The 19,717-nt window shown below is 39.8% G+C and carries 16 protein-coding genes and 1 tRNA gene; 8 read left to right on the top strand and 9 right to left on the bottom strand.

Features of this window, described 5'->3' with window-relative positions:
• Positions 1-2: 2 nt before the first annotated feature.
• Complete coding sequence (locus HC965_RS09870; protein ID WP_191031317.1) at positions 3-515, top strand: ECF transporter S component; 513 nt, start codon at positions 3-5, stop codon at positions 513-515.
• On the opposite strand, the gene HC965_RS09865 is transcribed toward HC965_RS09870, so the two are convergent.
• From HC965_RS09865 to HC965_RS09845, 5 genes are all read right to left on the bottom strand, one after another.
• A complete protein-coding gene (locus HC965_RS09865) occupies positions 516-4,523 on the bottom strand; it encodes a two-component regulator propeller domain-containing protein (protein ID WP_191031316.1) in 4,008 nt (1,335 codons plus the stop codon).
• A 230-nt stretch (positions 4,524-4,753) separates the two neighbouring features.
• A complete protein-coding gene (locus tag HC965_RS09860) occupies positions 4,754-5,935 on the bottom strand; it encodes an ABC transporter permease (protein WP_191031315.1) in 1,182 nt (393 codons plus the stop codon).
• Positions 5,919-7,103 (bottom strand): ABC transporter permease, encoded by a 1,185-nt coding sequence (locus HC965_RS09855; protein WP_191031314.1) that lies wholly within the window; start codon positions 7,101-7,103, stop codon positions 5,919-5,921. The genes HC965_RS09860 and HC965_RS09855 overlap by 17 nt, the downstream gene beginning before the upstream one ends.
• 25 nt (positions 7,104-7,128) lie before the next feature.
• Complete coding sequence (locus tag HC965_RS09850; RefSeq protein WP_191031313.1) at positions 7,129-8,115, bottom strand: HlyD family secretion protein; 987 nt, start codon at positions 8,113-8,115, stop codon at positions 7,129-7,131.
• Positions 8,116-8,121: 6 nt separating this feature from the next.
• A complete protein-coding gene (locus tag HC965_RS09845) occupies positions 8,122-9,534 on the bottom strand; it encodes a TolC family protein (RefSeq protein ID WP_191031312.1) in 1,413 nt (470 codons plus the stop codon).
• Between the two features lie 214 nt (positions 9,535-9,748).
• On the opposite strand from HC965_RS09845, the gene HC965_RS09840 reads away from it, so the two are divergent.
• The 5 genes from HC965_RS09840 to HC965_RS09820 all read left to right on the top strand — a co-directional run bounded on the left by HC965_RS09840 (position 9,749) and on the right by HC965_RS09820 (position 14,023).
• Positions 9,749-9,821 (top strand) — tRNA-Gly (locus tag HC965_RS09840).
• A gap of 70 nt (positions 9,822-9,891) precedes the next feature.
• Positions 9,892-10,320 (top strand): DUF2867 domain-containing protein, encoded by a 429-nt coding sequence (locus HC965_RS09835; RefSeq protein ID WP_191031311.1) that lies wholly within the window; start codon positions 9,892-9,894, stop codon positions 10,318-10,320.
• 106 nt (positions 10,321-10,426) lie between these two features.
• Complete coding sequence (proS, locus tag HC965_RS09830) at positions 10,427-11,920, top strand: proline--tRNA ligase (protein WP_191031310.1); 1,494 nt, start codon at positions 10,427-10,429, stop codon at positions 11,918-11,920.
• Between the two features lie 137 nt (positions 11,921-12,057).
• On the top strand, positions 12,058-12,735 hold the full coding sequence (locus tag HC965_RS09825; protein WP_191031309.1) for a response regulator transcription factor: 678 nt from the start codon (positions 12,058-12,060) through the stop codon (positions 12,733-12,735).
• Between the two features lie 16 nt (positions 12,736-12,751).
• Positions 12,752-14,023 carry a HAMP domain-containing sensor histidine kinase gene (locus HC965_RS09820; RefSeq protein WP_191031308.1) on the top strand — a complete coding sequence of 424 codons (1,272 nt, stop codon included), beginning with the start codon at positions 12,752-12,754 and terminating at the stop codon, positions 14,021-14,023.
• A gap of 101 nt (positions 14,024-14,124) precedes the next feature.
• On the opposite strand, the gene HC965_RS09815 is transcribed toward HC965_RS09820, so the two are convergent.
• From HC965_RS09815 to HC965_RS09805, 3 genes are read right to left on the bottom strand one after another with little or no spacing between them, the layout of a single operon-like run.
• A complete protein-coding gene (locus HC965_RS09815; protein WP_167964957.1) occupies positions 14,125-15,081 on the bottom strand; it encodes an ABC transporter permease in 957 nt (318 codons plus the stop codon).
• Positions 15,074-15,817, bottom strand: coding sequence for an ABC transporter ATP-binding protein (locus HC965_RS09810; protein ID WP_191031307.1), 744 nt, complete (start codon positions 15,815-15,817; stop codon positions 15,074-15,076). The genes HC965_RS09815 and HC965_RS09810 overlap by 8 nt, the downstream gene beginning before the upstream one ends.
• 2 nt (positions 15,818-15,819) lie before the next feature.
• The gene (locus tag HC965_RS09805; RefSeq protein WP_191031306.1) at positions 15,820-16,971 is read right to left on the bottom strand and encodes an NEW3 domain-containing protein; all 1,152 of its coding nucleotides are present in this window, start codon (positions 16,969-16,971) and stop codon (positions 15,820-15,822) included.
• A gap of 318 nt (positions 16,972-17,289) precedes the next feature.
• Here HC965_RS09805 and HC965_RS09800 point away from each other — a divergent pair, with 318 nt between their 5' ends.
• A complete protein-coding gene (locus HC965_RS09800; protein WP_191031305.1) occupies positions 17,290-17,727 on the top strand; it encodes a PepSY-like domain-containing protein in 438 nt (145 codons plus the stop codon).
• 21 nt (positions 17,728-17,748) lie between these two features.
• Complete coding sequence (locus tag HC965_RS09795; RefSeq protein ID WP_191031412.1) at positions 17,749-18,606, top strand: PepSY-like domain-containing protein; 858 nt, start codon at positions 17,749-17,751, stop codon at positions 18,604-18,606.
• 613 nt (positions 18,607-19,219) lie between these two features.
• Here HC965_RS09795 and HC965_RS09790 read toward each other — a convergent pair.
• Positions 19,220-19,627, bottom strand: a complete 408-nt coding sequence (locus tag HC965_RS09790; protein WP_191031304.1) for a hypothetical protein — start codon at positions 19,625-19,627, stop codon at positions 19,220-19,222.
• Between the last annotated feature and the right edge of the window lie 90 nt (positions 19,628-19,717).

Here is a 19,717-nt window from a genome sequence, read left to right as displayed (position 1 = left end):
ATATGGAATCGACAACTGTAAAACTCTATTCGCTACACTATAACAATGTGAAAACTTATTTGGTAGCCTCGTTATTCATCATTGGTAATTTGCTTTTGCCCCAGTTATTTCATCTCATACCGCAAGGAGGAATAACCTGGCTACCTATTTATTTCTTTACGCTCATCGGAGCTTATAAGTATGGTTGGAAAGTCGGTCTGCTGACTGCTATCCTTTCACCTGTTATAAACTCTTTGCTTTTCGGAATGCCAATGCCTGTCGCGCTGCCTGCCATTTTGCTGAAATCCGTATTGCTGGCTATTGCCGCCGGATGGACTGCACAACGTTCAGGACACATATCAATACCCGTTTTGGCAGGCGTAGTACTTACCTACCAAGTCATAGGAACATTAGGAGAATGGGCCTACGTCGGCAGCTTCTACAAGGCCATCCAGGATTTCCGCATCGGTATTCCCGGAATGTGCCTGCAAGTATTTGGTGGTTACTTATTCATTAAGTACCTGATTCGTAACTAATCAATCGTCTGAATCTTCATCTTCGGAATCATCCTCTTCTGTAAGGATAGGAGAGGTGCTTCCGCCACTTTTAGCATATTGGCTCGGACTCATCTTATAATATTTCTTGAATACTTCCCGGAAATATTTGGTTTCAGAGAAACCGGTCATTTCTGATATTTCAGTAATGTTATGCCTTCCTTCCTTTAAGAGTTCGGCTGCACGTTTCAAACGGGTAGTTCGAATAAATGCCGTAGGAGACTGCCCGGTCAAGGCTCTCAGTTTGCTATAGAAACTTGTACGACTCATATGATGTATCTCGCAAAGTACATTAACTGTCAAACCTGTATTATCAAGATTGTCCTCTACACTTTGCCTTACCTCTGAGATGAATTTCCAGTCAAGACTATTGGCTCCTTTTGCCGATGGTACCATTGCCCCCATATCCATATTCGGATTGGCATATCTGCTACGCAGCAATGCCCGGTTGTTCAACAGGTTTTTGATACTTTCTCTCAATATGGTCACATTGAAAGGCTTGATAATATATTCGTCCGCACCAATCGCCAGTCCTTCCAATATGTTTTTTTCTTCTCCTAATGCCGTAAGCAGCAGTACCGGGATATGTGAAGTTTCAATGTCGTTCTTTATGGCAACGCACAGCTCATCACCCCGCATTTCGGGCATCATAACATCAGTAAGAATAAGCTCCGGCCAAAATTCTTTCACGATAATCAATGCTTCCTTACCGTTGCCACAGGCTTGTACATTATATAAAGGGGAAAGCAGGCTGACAAGATATGAACGTAACTCGTCATTGTCTTCTACAACAAGCACACGTTGCGCGTCCGCATTATCCGCAGCATTTGCAACACTCTTAAATGTACCCGGAACAGTCAGTTCCGGTGTTTTCAGGTCTGATTCGGTAGACGGCTTCTGTTCTGAATCCTGAAGATGCCTGGTATCTTTTGGGAAAACGATTCTCACAGTAGTGCCTTGCTGCTCAACGCTCTCCACATTAATCTTACCGCCATGAAGACGAACCTGTTTACCTACCAGCATCAATCCTATACCGCTACCTGTAACTTTAGAGTTAATAGCGTTGCTGGCACGGAAATGAAGTTTGAACAACTTACTTTGTTCCGTTGAAGGAATACCGATACCTGTGTCGGTAATTACTACCTTCCAGGAGTCACTCGTTTCAGAAACGGAGACGCTGACCTTCCCACTTTCAGGAGTATACTTTAATGAATTCGATATTATATTCTTCAAAATAGAATCCATTTTATCTTTATCGAACCATACATTCAAATAATTGAAAGTACTCTCGTAAGTAAAATCTATATTTTTAAGGGTGGCATAATTGGTAAATGCGTCACGCACTTCTTTCATATAGGTATTTAACTCATACTCCGAAATGCATAACTTGGAAGAATATACATCGGTACGTTCGAAATTAATGAGATTGGAAGACATTCGCAAGAGCGAATCTACATTCCTTAATGCGGTTTGTGTACGGGTAATGCCAATCTCGGAGAGGGTCTCTTCCTCAAGTAATTCTTGTAAAGGCGCTTTTATCAAAGTTAGCGGAGTACGTATATCATGCGCTGTATTAATAAAGAACTGCGTCTTTTCATCCGATATTTTCTTTTGCTTTCGCAGGTTTATCATGCGTATGATAAAAGAGAATCCCCAAATAACTAACAATACGTAGCATAGGATAGCCCACCAGGTAGACCAAAATGGTTGTGTAATGATGATTTTCATTGCACGTTCCTCAAAGACGACATCATGTTCTTCCCTGGATACGGCACGTACACGGAGGGTATATTTTCCCGGAGGCAAATTGGTGAAACGTATTAAATTACTTGCTCCAGGTTGTGTCCATTTTTCATAAAATCCTTCTAATTTCCAGGAATAGAGCGCATTTCCCGGAGAATCATAATTGATAGTGGAAACTACGAGAGAGAACGTATTTTTATTATGCTTTAGTTTCAAGACTTCTGTTTTATCTATACATTCTTTTAAAGGGGAGTTTTTCTCATCCGGATAAACGGGCTGATAAGACAGTTGAAAGTCACTAAATATCATTTTGGAAAATTTGTAATGCGGGAATGTTACATTCTCCGGAATTTCGATGGCTCCGTCTGTACTACCGAATACAAAGTTCTTGTTCTTACGTAATGTACCCGAAGAAGCATTAAAATAGGCAGGTAATAATCCTTCGCCTCTGGTCCAGTTATGAAATACTTTTTCTTTGGTGAAGAAACAAGTGATTCCATTCTCCGTACTCATCATGATACGTCCGTCCGCTTCCGGTAATATTGTAAATATCCTGTTGGAAACCAATGCCGAATTATCAGTGTAATAGTGCTCAATGTTTTGGTTCTTTATATCATATACAAGAACACCCGCACCGTTTGTCCCGATGTATAGTAGTCCATCATTTGACTGATAAAGTGAATTGATATATGAAGCTCCTATCCCTGTTTCAACAAATTGGTATTTGCCTGTGTTTCTATCTAACAGATATACACCGGCAGCCGTTCCAATCCACATATGGTCTTTGTCATGTTCTACTATAGAAGTAATCGAAGTCACTCCGGGATATAGATGAACGCTGTTAGTGGTCAAATCAAAGCATTTCAGGTTATAGTATCCGCCCGACCATATATATCCCTTCGAATCTTTTATCATGTCACGAATATATTTATCCGGACGCATATTAATAGGAGTAAGCAGGTAAGGGGAGAAGTATTCAACTGATAAGGTATGCTTGTTTATTTTATAAATGCCCGAAGTGTAGCCCCCTGCCCAAATAATGCCGGGAGATACTTCACACAAAGTAATGAAGATATGGTTTTTATCTTTCAATTGCTGATCGAAGGAACTCAGGAACGAATACCATTGACCTGTCCTGGAATTATAAAGACTGATACCATTACTGGTTCCAAACCATAAATCACCATCATTGTCTTCAATTACCGCATGTACCTGGTCATTGATTAACGACTGTTTATTGCCCATGGCATGTTTCATCCAATGATAATTTTCGTAGCGATAATCTATCACCGTGACTCCGGTTGGATAATTGGAAAGCCATATCCGCTTTTCTTCATCGACAAAGACATCATTGATATTATTACCGTTCATCTCATTATAACTTTGATAGTTTGCCACAATATAATGATCCAATTTACAGGTGTTTATATCAATCTTATATACTCCCATTCCTTCCGTTGATATCAATAGTTGCGATTCGTCCAATGGTACGATGCAGGTTATATTGACATCGCTCAAGTCTGCTTCAGGTTTTATTATCTCCTGTCTCTTCATGTCATATACAAACATTCCTCTTTCGAATGAACCTATCACCAGCCTTTGCAATGGCTGGTGATAATAGAGTTCGCTGACTTGTGCATGAAAATAGTCAAGTGTTTCAACAGGGATGATTTCAAGAACATCGTTTTCCAACTTTGTATACCGGACGCCTGTCTCTGTTGCTATAAAGAAATGTTGTTCATCTACCTGTTCTATTGCTGTGATATTGCTATGTAATACATTGGGGAATTGGATGATCTGCCCATCTTTGGCATTATAGAGTAATATGGAATGTTTGCGGCATAACCAAAAATTGTCGTTACGATCCATATAACCATAACTAATAGTTTCCATGCTATCCGGCAACTTATACACCATCTTAAAATCGTCATATTTCGTTTCATAATGAAAAATGCGTCCTTGTTTGCCGATAACCCATGTTCCTATCTGTGGGGTTGTGTATATCCATCCCAAATGAATAGGAGCTTCGAGCGTACTGTCTTCTTTGTTTAGTTTATAATGTTTAATATCTTTGCCATTATAACGGTCCATGCCTTCGTCAGTAAGAAACCACATATACCCTTGAGCATCTTTCTTAATACTGAATATTCTACGATTACTTAAACCGTTTTCTGTTCCTATGTATTTGTATGTTTGTGCAGTGGCGCAAATAGGAAAAAGGAAGAGAAGATAGATAATGTATTTCATATAAACATATGTTTTTAAATTACTTCTAACGATTATAGAAAATAATGGTTAACGAAATTATACAAAAACAATGAAAAAAGCAAAGAAATAGGAGATATTCTGCCCTAAATATTTCATTTAGAATAGCTTTTGTTACTAAAGTTGACTATTCATTTAAATAACTTGCATTATTTGAGAAATATTTTTCCATTCTACACGAATTACGCATCTCGTTTGTTTGGTTAATTTAATTAATTAGACCTTACATTTAATTTCTTCTTATATACCCATATGCTCAATACGAAATAAACAGCTGCCTGAATCCACAAGGTGATATATTCCGGTCTTATATCTGCCATACTGGCTCCCATGGAATTCAATTTGACAAAGGCTAGTGTGCCCGGCGCAGCCGGAAGAATATAATGTGCAATCTTCCAATACCAGGGCATTAACTCCATCGGATAGGAAACACCGGAAAGGAAAATCAATCCGACTGAAAAGAAAGCAATCATAAGCAGCGGCGCTTCCGAATCAGTGAAATAACGGGAAGCTGCCAATCCCAGGAAAGAAGTTGCCATCAGGTAAGGAATTAACAATAGCAGGATGTACAATCCGTTTCCTATGTTGGGAATACTAAAGAAATAAGGAAGTAAGCCTAGCAGGAAGAAGGAAAAAACGGCATAAAGAGCGCAATATACGAATGTCTTTCCCGCCACAATGCGAATGGCGACTCCCCAACCATGCCCAAAGGGAGTGTAAGCACGAATTCCCCTATTGGTATATTCGTCTCCGGTCACCATACCAATAACCATCAGTAAAGTCTGGAAAATAATAATCATCATAACTGCCGGAATCAGATAAGAGCCATATCCTTCTGTATAATTATAGAGTGCTGTTCCCGCCACATTTACGGGTTTTGCCATAGCTACGGCCAGTAATCCCTGAGGTGGAAGGAATACTGCTCCATCCGGGCGGTATTTATCATTGATTGCCAGCATGACACGGGAAGAAGCTCCCTGCAAGGCTTCAAAATATAAAAAAGCATCGGTTGTGGCATACAAAGAGAATACGGCTTCATCTCCGCGAAAGACCCGCTCTTCGAAGTCGTGTGGAAGATAGACGATTCCCTGTACTTTCCCTTCCTTCATCCACTCTTTGGCTTCGTGATAATCTATCGCCTGATCATAAATTTCCGCCTGGGGAGTGGCATCCAGCCAACGGATAAAATTCCGGCTCAATTCACTATGCGAATTATCTACCACGGCAACAGGTATATCTGTTACAATATTGGGGGCATACATATAATTATAGAGTAATCCGTACATGAAGATTCCACCCATCAGCACTAACAGAACGGCATAACTGGTGCTTATGGCGAGAAATTCACGACGGATAATGAACGATAGCTGTTGGATTCTATTTAATGTTTTCATATTTATGACTTTCTATGGCTCGTTTTAAATGAGGAAGCAGCGACAAGGCCAGTAGCGGGAAGATGCAGAGTATCACGGCCGATGGCCAGAGATGAGTGAATCCGCCACCCCCATAGAGCATGGTTTGCATTATTTCCGTAAAATGACGGACAGGAAAAAGATAAGAAGCATCTCTTACCAACGGATACATATTGGGAACCGGAAAAGTAACTCCCGACAAGGTTGCGCCTAAAGAACCAACCATGGAAACCACACTGATAACCAGTGATACCGCCGGAAACAATGAGAATAAAAATAATCCGAGAGCCTGCGTCGCGATAACAAAGAGCGCGGTTATCATATTCATAAACCACCAACTCCCTTGAAACGGAACATGCAGGATACCGAACATCACATAATTGGCAAACCATCCTATCAGAATATATATAATGGTATAGGGGAGTAATTTGCCTAAAATGGCAATTACCATATTCCCTTTGGCAGTAGCCAGCCAATCGGTCGCCGTACGGAATTTGATTTCAATGCCGGTTGCATATACGGTAGTCAGCAGAATCAATACCTGAAACAGAACAAAGAAAAAAGGCTGGCTCAAATAAACCGAATAATCCAGGCTTGGATTGTATATCGGATGATTACTGGCTTGCACAGGCAATAGGAATGTGGTAATCTGCTGTTGTTCTACTCCCAAAGATACAGCTTCCATCACAATAGGTGAAAGGGATACGGGAGCCAATGAAGTTTCAAATGCCGCCATCAGTTCACCACCTACCGATAACAGGGCGTAATGATAATAATAGGAGAGGGTGGCATTCTTTCCGGTGATAGCATCCTGCTCGAATTTCGGAGGAATGGAAAGATAGCCGTATATCTCTTTCTTTTGCACCGCTTCACGGGCAGCCGCTTCATTCACATAATGCTTCGTCACTTTGAAGGTGGGTACAGCAGAGATATTCCGGACAATAGCACGGGAAGTGGCTGTATTGTCCTGATCGACAATGCCGATAGGGATATTCTCCATTTGTCCGTTGCCAAAGATTGTAGCCATAAAGAAGAGGGTAAACAACGGCAAAATGATGCAGACGCCGAAGTAAAGACGTCGCGAAGTCATTCGCCGCCACTCCCTGAGCAGTACGGAACGAAAAGGAGAATATGTTTGTGATGAATCCATTCTATGATTAATTTTACTATATCAATTAATTAAGTGTCAATAACACGGACATACCGGGACGCAAGTCGTCTACCTTTTGGGTAGGACGGGCATGAATCTCAAATGTACGTAAGTCATAACTTCCGGTTTGTTTGGTTGACTTCCAGGTGGCAAAGCTGCCTAATGGACTAATATAGTAGATTTTAAATTCAATATTCTTTTTGCCGATGGCAGGTACATCTGCGACAAATGTTTCTCCCATCTTAAATTGGGGCATCAAGTCTTCGCGTACATTGAGAACGACATGCACATCATCCATTACCACCAGGTTCATGATTGGAGTTCCCGGCGCAACTAATTCTCCACGTTTGGGGAAGATGGTTGCTATTTGTCCGTCTTCAGGCGCTGTCAGCCGGGCATCGACTAATAGAGCAGAGACTTCGTCCACTGTGCTCCGGGCAGCGTCTACCATACTGGCAGCAGATGCTTTATCTTCCTGCTGCGCACCGTCTACGGCCATTTGATATTGTTCATAAGCAGCGCGCTCGGCTGCGACAGCCGCTTTGTACATCGCTTCTACTTCGTCTTTTCTCTGAGAAGTGACCACACTGTCTTTATATAAGGTAAGAATACGGTTATAGGTCGTTTGGGCAAGACTAAGGTCGCTCTTTGTCTTATTCCATAGTTGCAATGCGGTAGCTACAATCTGACGACGGGTGCCCGCATCTATTTTCTTGTTCTGTTGCACGGCGACTTGCTCCAATGCATTCACTTGCTGATACTTGGCATGTACTTCGGGACTGTTGATTACGACAAGTGTATCACCTTGGCGCACCCAGTCTCCTTCCTGAACAAGGAATGTATCTATTCGTCCGGGAAGTTTTCCGCTGATACGGATTTCTGTTGCTTCTGCTTGTCCTTGAAGCACCATCGGTTGTTTATGCATCAATATGATTCCAAGAGCCGTGAAGATGCCCACAGCTAACATAATAATGACGAAAGCCCATGAAAGGGTTCTACTGGCTAGTTTCATTGTTTGTTACGGTTTAGGTTGATAGTTTGCAAATTGTTCAGGTGTGCCACAAAGTGAAAGTAGATTCATCAGTGCCACATCATATTCATAATATGCCGCCAGGCGAGCCACTTTTACATTGGCAAGCATGGTTTCAGCATCAATAACTTCGGTAGAGGTTGCCATCCCTTCTGTGAAAGATTTCTTTCGGATGCGTACCAGTTCTTCACTTAAAGCAATCGTTGCATTCAATGCTTTTACATTATCTTGCGCCTTTTGCAATTGTGTGTAGAGTTTGTCTACCCCAACGGCAAGATCATCACGAGCTTTCATTTGCCCTAATGCCAATGTTTGCTCTGTCAGTTTAGACTGCCGCACTTTCTTCTCACGGTCTAGCCCGTCAAAGAGATTCCAAGTAAAGCCAATTCCTATCATGGTACGTGGCAGCAAGTTACTTTGTATCCCATGTGAATATAAAGTCTGTTTCCCGAAAAGAGCTATATTGGGCAGGTAGCCGCTTTGAGCAATCCGCACTTCTTGTTTGGCGATATGTTGTTGCAATTGCAGTTGGTTGAGTACATAGTTCCCACTATTTACAGAGAGGTCAAAAAGCATTTTAGGCGGAATTGAATCATTCATAAAAAGAGGAGAGGTGGGAATGATATTCTCATCGGTATCCTTTTTATTTAATAATACTTTGAGCGCGCTTTGCACTACGGTTTCTTCCTTGCGTGCGGCTTCCAATGCCCGTTTTGCTTCATCCATATTCACTTGCGCAAAGAGTCGTCCTGCTTTGTCAATCATTCCGGCAGCTTCAAGTTTTAAAGCATTCTCATAATGCTTCTTCAGTCCGTTGTAAGTTTCTTCACGAACAGTCACGATTTGTTGCGCCAATCGTAATCCATAATAACTCTCGGCCAATAAATTCTGTTGGCTGGCGGATACTTGTGCACGGTTTTCCCGAGCCAGGTCTACCATTGTCCGACCTATATTAGTAGCACGAAAACGCTTACCACCGGAAAACAATACCCATTCTGCTGATAAATCCACAGTTGTCAGGTTTCTCGGAGTTAAAGGAAACACAAGTGTATTCGCCCCAATTTTATCCAATATGGATGAAATAATCTGATCATCCGGAATGATGGAATGTACAAAGTCTTTCGCCGGATCTGTAAACTGAGATAACGGTTGCTTTACTTCAATCTTCTCGGACATATGTACAAATGCTCCCGTAGACTGAAGACTGGGATACCAAAAAGCATTCAGTTTGTCACGTTCTGCTTTGGCAATCTCAATTCCTTTGTCAGCAATCTTCAGGCTCTGATTTCCCTGGTTAAGGAGATGCAACGATTCTTCGAAACTTAATGGTGTCTGTGCATCTACTCGGGTAATGGAAAAACACAAAGTCAATAGTACAAAAAGTAACTTATTTTTTTTCATACTGGTTAGGTTATATCTATTTTTGAGCTATTCTAACAGATAAAAAGACAGGTTTGTTCATTCTACAAGGCACAGAGATTATTCCATTGGCAAAACAAGTATGGAAGATACTTTTTCTTGCATTAAAATTTCAAAGATTTTATTTGAGATATAAAAATTATGTTTACCTTTGCATCACCGTTTCAGAAGGCTTTTTGCAGAGAAACATAACAATGCGGTAATAGCTCAGTTGGTAGAGCACTAGCTTCCCAAGCTGGGGGTCGCGAGTTCGAGCCTCGTTTACCGCTCGTTTGAAAATCAGGCAGTTAATATTTACATACTGCCTGTTTTTTTTTGTTTATTCTAATATGCATGAGTATGACTAAGAAAATAGATAAATACCTCCCTGTAGATTATTGCGATACTTTTTCCATAGAAGTTACAGGAAACAAGCTGTCTCCTGGAGATATTATTCTAAAAGTTTTTGCTCATAACCCCGCTTGGCTGCAACTATTATACAAAATAAGGGCCTGTTTTGTGAAACCTTTCGGCATAGAAACTGAACCTTTTAAAACAAAAGATTTTATTATTGAGGAAGACGCCCGGGAAGCAATTATGCAGAAGGATGATAAGCATTTATTATTCTATGTAGACGTTTTTATTACCTCAATGCTGGCAGATAAACAAATCATTGAAGTCACGACCTTGGTAAAATATCATAATTGGGTGGGAAAAGCTTATTTCTTTTGCATTAAACCGTTTCATCGGATTATTGTTCCTATGGTACTGAAGAAGACTCTGAATTAGATGAGATATAAAGAAAATAATGTATGAAGAATGAGCGCAGTTCGTTCATTTTTCGTATTTTTGCACCCTGTTTTAACACCCGAAAAATTTTAAATAGAAGAATATAATGGCAAAAGAACTGAAAGACCTTACCAAACGTAGTGAAAACTACTCACAGTGGTACAACGATTTGGTGGTAAAAGCTGATTTGGCAGAGCAGTCTGCCGTACGCGGATGTATGGTGATTAAGCCTTACGGATACGCTATTTGGGAGAAAATGCAACGTCAACTGGATGACATGTTTAAAGAGACAGGACACGTAAATGCATATTTCCCGTTATTAATCCCGAAATCATTCCTGAGTCGCGAAGCGGAGCATGTGGAAGGCTTCGCAAAAGAGTGTGCCGTAGTCACACACTATCGTCTGAAAAATGCGGAAGATGGTTCGGGCGTAGTAGTAGACCCTGCTGCCAAATTGGAAGAAGAATTAATTATCCGTCCGACATCGGAAACGATTATTTGGAACACCTATAAGAACTGGATTCAGTCATATCGTGACCTGCCCATCCTTTGCAATCAATGGGCGAACGTTTTCCGTTGGGAGATGCGTACCCGTTTGTTCTTGCGTACTGCCGAATTCTTGTGGCAGGAAGGACATACTGCTCACGCTACCCGTGAAGAAGCGGAAGAAGAAGCTATCAGAATGTTGAATGTGTATGGTGAATTCGCTGAAAAATATATGGCTGTTCCGGTAGTAAAAGGTGTAAAATCAGCTAACGAACGTTTTGCCGGTGCACTTGATACTTACACAATCGAAGCGATGATGCAGGATGGAAAAGCATTGCAAAGTGGTACTTCCCACTTCTTGGGACAGAACTTCGCAAAAGCATTCGATGTTCAGTTTGTTAATAAAGAAAACAAGATGGAGTATGTTTGGGCTACTTCATGGGGTGTTTCCACTCGTTTGATGGGCGCATTGATTATGACTCACTCTGACGATAACGGTTTGGTATTACCGCCGCATTTGGCTCCGATTCAGGTAGTTATCGTTCCTATCTATAAGAACGACGACCAACTGAAACAAATCGACGCTAAAGTGGAAGGTATTGTTGCTAAATTGAAGGCACTGGGCATCTCAGTGAAATATGATAATGCAGATAACAAGCGTCCGGGATTCAAATTTGCAGATTATGAATTGAAGGGCGTTCCTGTTCGTTTGGTAATGGGTGGTCGTGATCTCGAAAACAATACAATGGAAGTGATGCGTCGTGATACATTGGAAAAGGAAACTGTTACATGTGACGGTATCGAGACATACGTTCAGAACCTGCTTGAAGAAATACAGGCAAATATCTACAAGAAAGCATTAGACTATCGTAACTCTAAGATTACATCGGTAGATACCTATGACGAATTCAAAGAAAAAATCGAAGAAGGTGGCTTTATTCTTGCTCATTGGGACGGAACTACCGAAACAGAAGAAAAGATTAAAGAAGATACAAAAGCTACTATCCGTTGTATCCCGTTCGACTCATTTGTTGCGGGTGACAAGGAACCGGGCAAATGTATGGTTACAGGTAAACCTTCTGCTTGTCGTGTAGTATTTGCGCGTTCTTATTAAGCTTATAGAAAGTAAATCTGATAGAATCAAAAGTCGGGGACCAGTAATGGTTTCCGACTTTTTTATGCCCATTTCAGTTTTATTTCAGAAATATCCCCTTTCTTTGTAATGCATTTATAAAGAAAGGAGAAAGAATCATGAAGATATTAATTGTAGAAGACGAGCCGTCTTTAAGGGAACTGATCCAATGTTCACTTGAAAAAGAACGTTATGTTGTGGAAACAGCGGGTGACTTCAATTCAGCATTACGTAAAATTGAGGATTACGACTATGATTGTATCTTGCTGGATATTATGTTGCCGGATGGAAGCGGACTTGACCTTCTCGAACGATTGAAAGCTCTCCATAAACGGGAAAACGTGATTATCATTTCTGCAAAGGATTCTTTAGAAGATAAAGTCTTGGGGCTTGAGCTCGGAGCGGATGATTACTTACCGAAACCATTTCATTTAGTGGAACTGAATGCCCGGATAAAAAGCGTGATTCGTCGTCATCAACAGGATGGAGAGATTGATATTCGTCAGGGAAATGTTCGGATAGAACCGGATAAATTCCGTGTATTCGTTGATAGTCGTGAACTGGAACTGAACAGAAAGGAATATGATATTCTGCTGTATTTCATGAATCGCCCCGGAAGGTTAATCAATAAAAATACGCTGGCTGAATCTGTGTGGGGAGATCATATTGACCAGGTAGATAACTTCGACTTCATATATGCCCAAATCAAGAACCTGCGCAAAAAGCTGAAAGATTCAGGTGCAAGCCTTGAAATAAAAGCTGTCTACGGATTCGGATATAAATTAATTATTGAATAAAAAGGAGTTATTGTCCATGAAATTAATATATTACATCATTCTTCGCATTACTCTTGCTCTGACTCTCATCTTGACTGTTTGGGCTATTTTCTTTTATGTCACGATGATTGACGAAGTGAATGATGAAGTGGATGATGCCTTGGAAGACTACTCGGAAACAATTATTATCCGTGCATTGGCAGGCGAGGAGCTACCCTCTAAAACTAACGGTTCCAACAATCAGTATTATATGACGGAAGTAAGTAAAGAGTATGCAGAAAATAGGGAAGATATTCAGTACAAGGACTCCATGGTATATATTGAAGAAAAAGGAGAAACCGAACCGGCACGTATTCTTACCACTATTTTTCAGGATGACGAGGGACGATACCATGAACTTACAGTATCTACTCCCAGTATAGAAAAAGATGATTTGAAAGATGCTGTTCAGGTATGGATTATCTTTCTGTATGTGACTTTACTATTCTGTATTATTATAATTTCTGTGTGGGTATTCTATCGGAACATGCGCCCTCTGTATGTACTTCTTCATTGGTTGGACAATTATCAAACCGGGAAAAAGAATGAACCATTGAACAATAACACTCAAATTACAGAATTTAGAAAATTGAATGATGCCGCTACCCGTTATGTAGAACGTACAGAACAGATGTTTGAACAGCAAAAACAGTTTATAGGAAATGCTTCACATGAGATACAGACGCCGCTTGCCATCTGCCGCAACCGGTTGGAAATGCTGATGGAAGATGATTCATTATCAGAAAAGCAACTGGAAGAACTGATGAAAACACATCAGACCTTGGAGTACATTACCAAACTGAACAAATCCCTATTATTGCTTACTAAGATAGATAATGGGCAGTTTACCGATACCAAACAATTGGAATTGAATACACTTCTCAAACAGTATTTGCAAGACTATGAAGAAGTGTATGATTATCGCAATATAGATACAAGCATTGAAGAACAAGATATTTTCAACGTTACAATGAATGAATCTTTGGCAGTAGCTTTATTGACAAATCTTCTAAAAAATGCATTTGTGCATAATGTAGACGGAGGACATATCCGAATAGTTGTTGCTAAAAATAATATCACTTTCCGAAATACAGGAATAGAACATCCGCTAAATAAGGAACATATCTTTGAGCGTTTCTACCAGGGGACTAAGAAGGAAGGTTCTACCGGATTGGGATTAGCAATAGCCGAATCTATTTGTCGCTTGCAACATCTGAGTCTACGGTATTATTACGAACAGGGAGAGCATTGCTTTGAAATTTCTAAATAGAGCTTGATTCTCCTATAAAATATTCCCCTTATTCAAATCATATTGTAGATAAGCATGATTTAAACAAGGGGAATTTTATTAGAATTAAATTGTATGATAGTTTATCGGGAACGAATTTCCCTTCTCATAAACATACTATACGAAATAGCAAAACAGATAACAGTCGCTGCAATCAATCCGGTCAGTTGCGGCCAAACTACCAAAAGGCTTTGTCCCAAAGGAAGTGGACTTGGAATAGCTCCCTGTACCTGTTCCATAGTCAGTGGACCGAGACTTCTGACAGAAGGCATTAGCAATGTGGTAGTAGCTTCATTAAACAGTTCGCTCGGTGCCAGACGCATCAAACCAAGAATAAACTTCTGATAACTGATTATCTGATAAGGCGATGCCATTTCTGACGGACTCAGTCCTTTTGCCACCAAATTGACAATCATCGTATAGAATATGCTAAAAAACAACCATACAGCTACCGATGCCAGTGCAGAAGTAGCAGCCTGACGGAAACGAAGCGAAAATAAAATAGCCAAATTCAACCAAAAGGCAACATAAAAAACGCTCGTTATAATGAAGAAAACAATTCTCCAAAACTCTTCTGCTGTAGGAGGAATACCGATAGCAATCAATCCGAATCCCATTACTAAAAAGCCCAGTACAAACAGCATGATACCAATGACTATTAAAGCCGCCACGAACTTGGCATTAATAATACAATCACGATGAATAGGCTGGGAGAGCATACGGCTTAATGTTCCCTTATTCTGCTCGGAATTAACAGCATCAAAGCCTAAGGCAATTCCCAACAATGGCCCCAGGAAGTTAATAAACAACACAAAAGAGGGGAGAGTCCCATCCGATACCGTGAATAACTTCAGGAATAAAAATGAGCCGTCCGGATCATTAGGCTTTATGGCTGCACTTATATTGGTGAGCGCCGTATATAGCGATCCCATACAGGTAAGTGCTATAATACCAATCAAGATAATGAAACGCCAACTCTTGACATGATCGGCAATTTCTTTGTTGACGATAACCCAAAAAGGATGATTGACTTTATTCATGTCTTTCTCCTCCTTCCTCAAAATAATGGTTATAAATATCAGACAATTCCTGTTTCCTTTCTTTCAGTTCTGCCATATCAATCAAAGCCAGCAATTTGCCGCTACTGAACAATCCGACCCGGTCACAAACTTTTTGTACCTGATCCAAATGGTGAGACGAAAACAGCACAGTCAAACCCTCTTTCTTGCTTAACCAATGAATCAATTCGATAAACTCCTGAACACCCGCAGGGTCAATACCTGAAGTCGGTTCGTCCAAAATAATAATTTCCGGATTCTTTATTAGTACGTCGGCAAGCCCCAAACGCTGTCTCATTCCACGGGAATATTTTCCGGCCTTTTTCTTCAACTGGTCTTCAAGACCTACACGCTTCATCAACTCCATTGCCTTTTCTTTTGCTTCCCTATCAGGAATACCATTCAACCGGGCTGTATAGATCAGATTCTCCGGACCTGTCATATCATCATAGAATCCTACATCTTCGGGAAGATATCCGATTTTCCTTTTCACTTCAATAGGATGTGTAGTGGAATTTATTCCACAAATTTCGACCGTTCCCGATGTGGGTTCTGTCAATCCCAGCATCATTAATATAGTCGTTGACTTTCCGGCACCGTTCGGACCTAGTAATCCGAAAATTTCTCCTTTCTGAATGTTCAGGCGAATATGATCTACAGCAGTAAAGTTACCATATTGTTTGGTTAAATCGGTAAGTACGATCACTTGTTCGCCCATATTTACCTCCTTCCATATTTACGGAACAGATAGTAGACAACACCTATGGTAGCAATAATAATAAGTACACCTACCCATCCCCATATCATTGGAGTCTTTACAGCTATTCTGAATTGTGCATCCGCATTTACTTCAGGGGTCTTGGCCATCATGGTAGTGACATAGTCGCCGGGAAGTGCTTTTTTAGAAGCTTTCAATGTAGCTGTCACAGTTGATGTTTCTCCGGCTTTTAACGCATCAATCTTGGATGGTTCAAAGGTTACTTCCCAATCTGCCGGCTTATTGGCGGATAATTGGATATCTTTCAGCAATGAAGAGCCTGTATTCTTGACTTCCAACTCTATTTTCTTCACATCGCCGGCTGTAACGTCTGTACTTAACAATCCACGTGGGGTAGTCAATTCCATTTGATAAGAGCCGGTAACAACGACTTCCAACTCTAATTCTGCCGAAGTTGTTCCCGTGGCCGCACGTACCGGAATTTTATAACTGCCGGCTTCAACATTAGCAGGTGGAGTAACATCTATACTTACGTTCTGAGTGCTGTTTGCTTCCACTTGGGCTGAAGTGGCTTGTTTGTAATTGGGTTTAAAAATAACATTCCACCCTCTTGGCGCATTAGCCATCAATGCATATAATTGCTGATCGGCCGTTTGATTCTTCAGAGTAGCACTAAACGTAAAAGTGGATTTGGAGTTTCCCTGCATATTAGGCTGGTCGGTAGTAAACTCCGTTTGATAAGTACCTTTTTGAGCCACGACGATATCCAACGGAAGTTTAGTCTCTCCGGCATACACAACGAAGTGATAATTCCCTTTATTTACTTTCAATGGAACTTCGACTTTTAAGTTAAAAGTCTTTTTTTCCTTAGGAAGCACGGATAATTGACTTAAACTCCATCCACCGGATTTCATTTCATGTTTCCAACTACTGCCCAGCCCGCTGACAGAAAGGGTTGCATTCGTCAATTCGTCAGTGTTGTTGATAAGGTCAATACTGTAATCAATTGACGCTCCCGGTGATACGGAAATTTTTGTGTAAGGTGTGTACAATACCACGCTTTTAGAAATCGAATCATTTGCGTGTGTGTAATTCATGGGAATCAAGCCCAATAAAATTGCTAAGAATAAGAGATAATTTGTTCTCATAGTCATACAAAAGTTCTTATGGTTATTTAATATGAATATTGTCAAATTTGTGATTGCAAAAATAAGTGATGTGTTTATTAATTGCTGCTAAAAGAATTATAAAGAATCTAATTCCTGTAGAAAATTATAGTGACGCTATCCTTGTATGATAGTGACGGTATCCTATAGATATAGTGACGCTATGACGACAGTATAGCGTCACTATAATTTTCTATGAGTTTTTTGCGAAATTTCTCAAAATTCCCAAATCTTTTCAGATTCTGCTCTCATCTTTGCAGTATAAATTAAATGATAATAGTAAAACCAATTAAAAAAACAACGATTATGAAAAAGTTAGTATTCTTATTAGTATGTCTTTTTACTTTGCAAACAGTAGCACGTGCGGACGATGACAAACCAATTCAGGTTACTCAAATGCCACAACCGGCTCAACAGTTTATCAAACAGCATTTCTCTGATAACAAAGTAGCATTGGCGAAAATGGAAAATGATTTCTTTTACAAAAGCTATGAAGTGATTTTCACGAATGGTAATAAAGTGGAATTTGACAAGAAAGGAAATTGGACGGAAATAGATTGTAAACATACTATCGTTCCCACAGCGACAATTCCGACGGCTATTCAGAAATACGTAACGACTAATTATCCTGATGTAAAAGTACTGAAAATAGAACGTGATAAAAAGGAATATGAGGTGAAACTATCCAATCGCGTTGAATTAAAATTTGACCTGAAATTTAATCTGATTGATATAGATAATTGAATCCTTTAAAATTAAACAATGATGAAACTCAACATTTTTACTCTTTTGTTGGTACTAGGTACTGCGTGGAGTTTGCATAGTTGTGATAATAACGATGATGAATCAATTGATGTTCCTGTTGAATTACAAAATGCTTTTTCGTCCAAATATCCGAATGCAGCTAATGTAAAATGGGAGAATAAATCCGGATATTATGTAGCTGATTTCTATGACGGCTACGAAGCGTCTGCCTGGTTCACACAAGATGGCAAATGGAAGATGACAGAAACGGATATTCCGTATGATGCACTGCCGCAAGCTGTAAAAACGTCCTTTGAAACAAGTGAATACAAGTCATGGAAAATAGACGATGTAGACAAATTGGAACGGGAAGGTTTTGAAACTGTTTACGTAATTGAAGTGGAGAATCAGAATCAAGAGATGGATTTGTATTATTCTGTGAATGGGGAGCTGATTAAGAGTGTTGTTGACACAGACAATGATAAGGATGAGTATCTTCCCGTACAACTGACGGATGTTATGAAAAACGTCATCAATGAAAGGTATCCGAATGCCAAAATCATGGAAGTGGATGTAGAAAATGACCGAAATGATTGGGATTATGGATATACGGAAGTAGACATCATTCATAACGGAATTTCTAAAGATGTACTGTTCAACCAAAGTGGCAACTGGTATTCTACATCATGGGAAGTACGTAAAAATGAACTCCCAGACACAGTAAATAATACTATTGACAATCAATATGGAGAATATCGTTTTGATGATGCAAAATATATTGAGAAAGCTGACGATACAGTATATTATCGTATTGAATTAGAAAGGGGGGAGAACGAACTCACTGTAAATATAGATATAAATGGAAATGTTATTCAATAAAGGTATGAACATCATCCTATTTACACAAAATGATGGGTAGTGAGTGCCTTCTAAAGATGGATTAGGTACTGATAATGACATAATCCAGCATGGTAATACAAAGACTCCAATCTTCGCAAATTGTTTTTCAGTTACATAGATTTAAAAAACTCTTTTTTATTGTCACTTGTCACTTTTCGTGTCTAACAAACTGATAATCAATAAATATTCAGTGATAATAATGAGTGACAATAAGGTGATAATAGAAAAAACAATGCTTTCTATTATCACCTTACTTATCACTATTTTATTGTCTACACAGTTGTACATCAGCCATTTGATGGATAATCCCGTATCCGTTTTCCTATGTCTTAAGAATACCTTTTTTGACTCAAAGATTGAGCTTTTGCAAAGCTTTTCCTTTCAATAAAGCGTTGTTTGGTGGATATGTTCTCTACAAAGGACGCAGGCATTAGAATAAAAACCAGTGACCTTAATATATAAACAAGGCATTAGTAATGTATTTAGCAGCAACCACGTTTTCGTTTCATGTGCGTGAAGCATTCATATCATGTACGTGAACTTTTTAGTTCTCGTATGTGAACCGAATGCTTCATGTATGTGGAACGAATTCTTATTGCCGCATAAATACATTAGTTAAGCCACATAAACACATTAAGCAAAGGTAATAAATAACTATTGCCACTATCTTGCCACCATTAGCTATTTTCACTTCACTATAGCCCACTCCAAACGAATTGATAGCATAAGCCCGTACATGATAATTCTTATATAATTGGACAGGAAACTCAGTTTTCGAAGAAGAGCCTGTTATATCTTTGGTTCCTATTATCAACTTCTCACCATTCTTAATATCCGGAGTGTCTTGCCCATTGGTTACCCAACAGAAACCATACTCAGTGATAGGACTGCCACCATTGTTTTCAACTGTACCTGTGCAGGAGACAAACCGAAACCAAACACCATCTATATAAGTACCATCCGAACCTACCTGTAAAATAGATAATGTAATTGTCGGCACTGAATCTTTTTGCTCCTCATCTGACTCTTTAGAGCAGCTACAGAATAAAACTAAAGTGAGAATAAGAATGAATTTGTAAATGTTTTGATT

This window comes from Bacteroides sp. GM023 (assembly GCF_014750685.1).
Lineage (GTDB): Bacteria > Bacteroidota > Bacteroidia > Bacteroidales > Bacteroidaceae > Bacteroides.
Note: the sequence above shows the minus strand (reverse complement) of the source record. Positions and strands in the feature narration are given on the sequence as shown.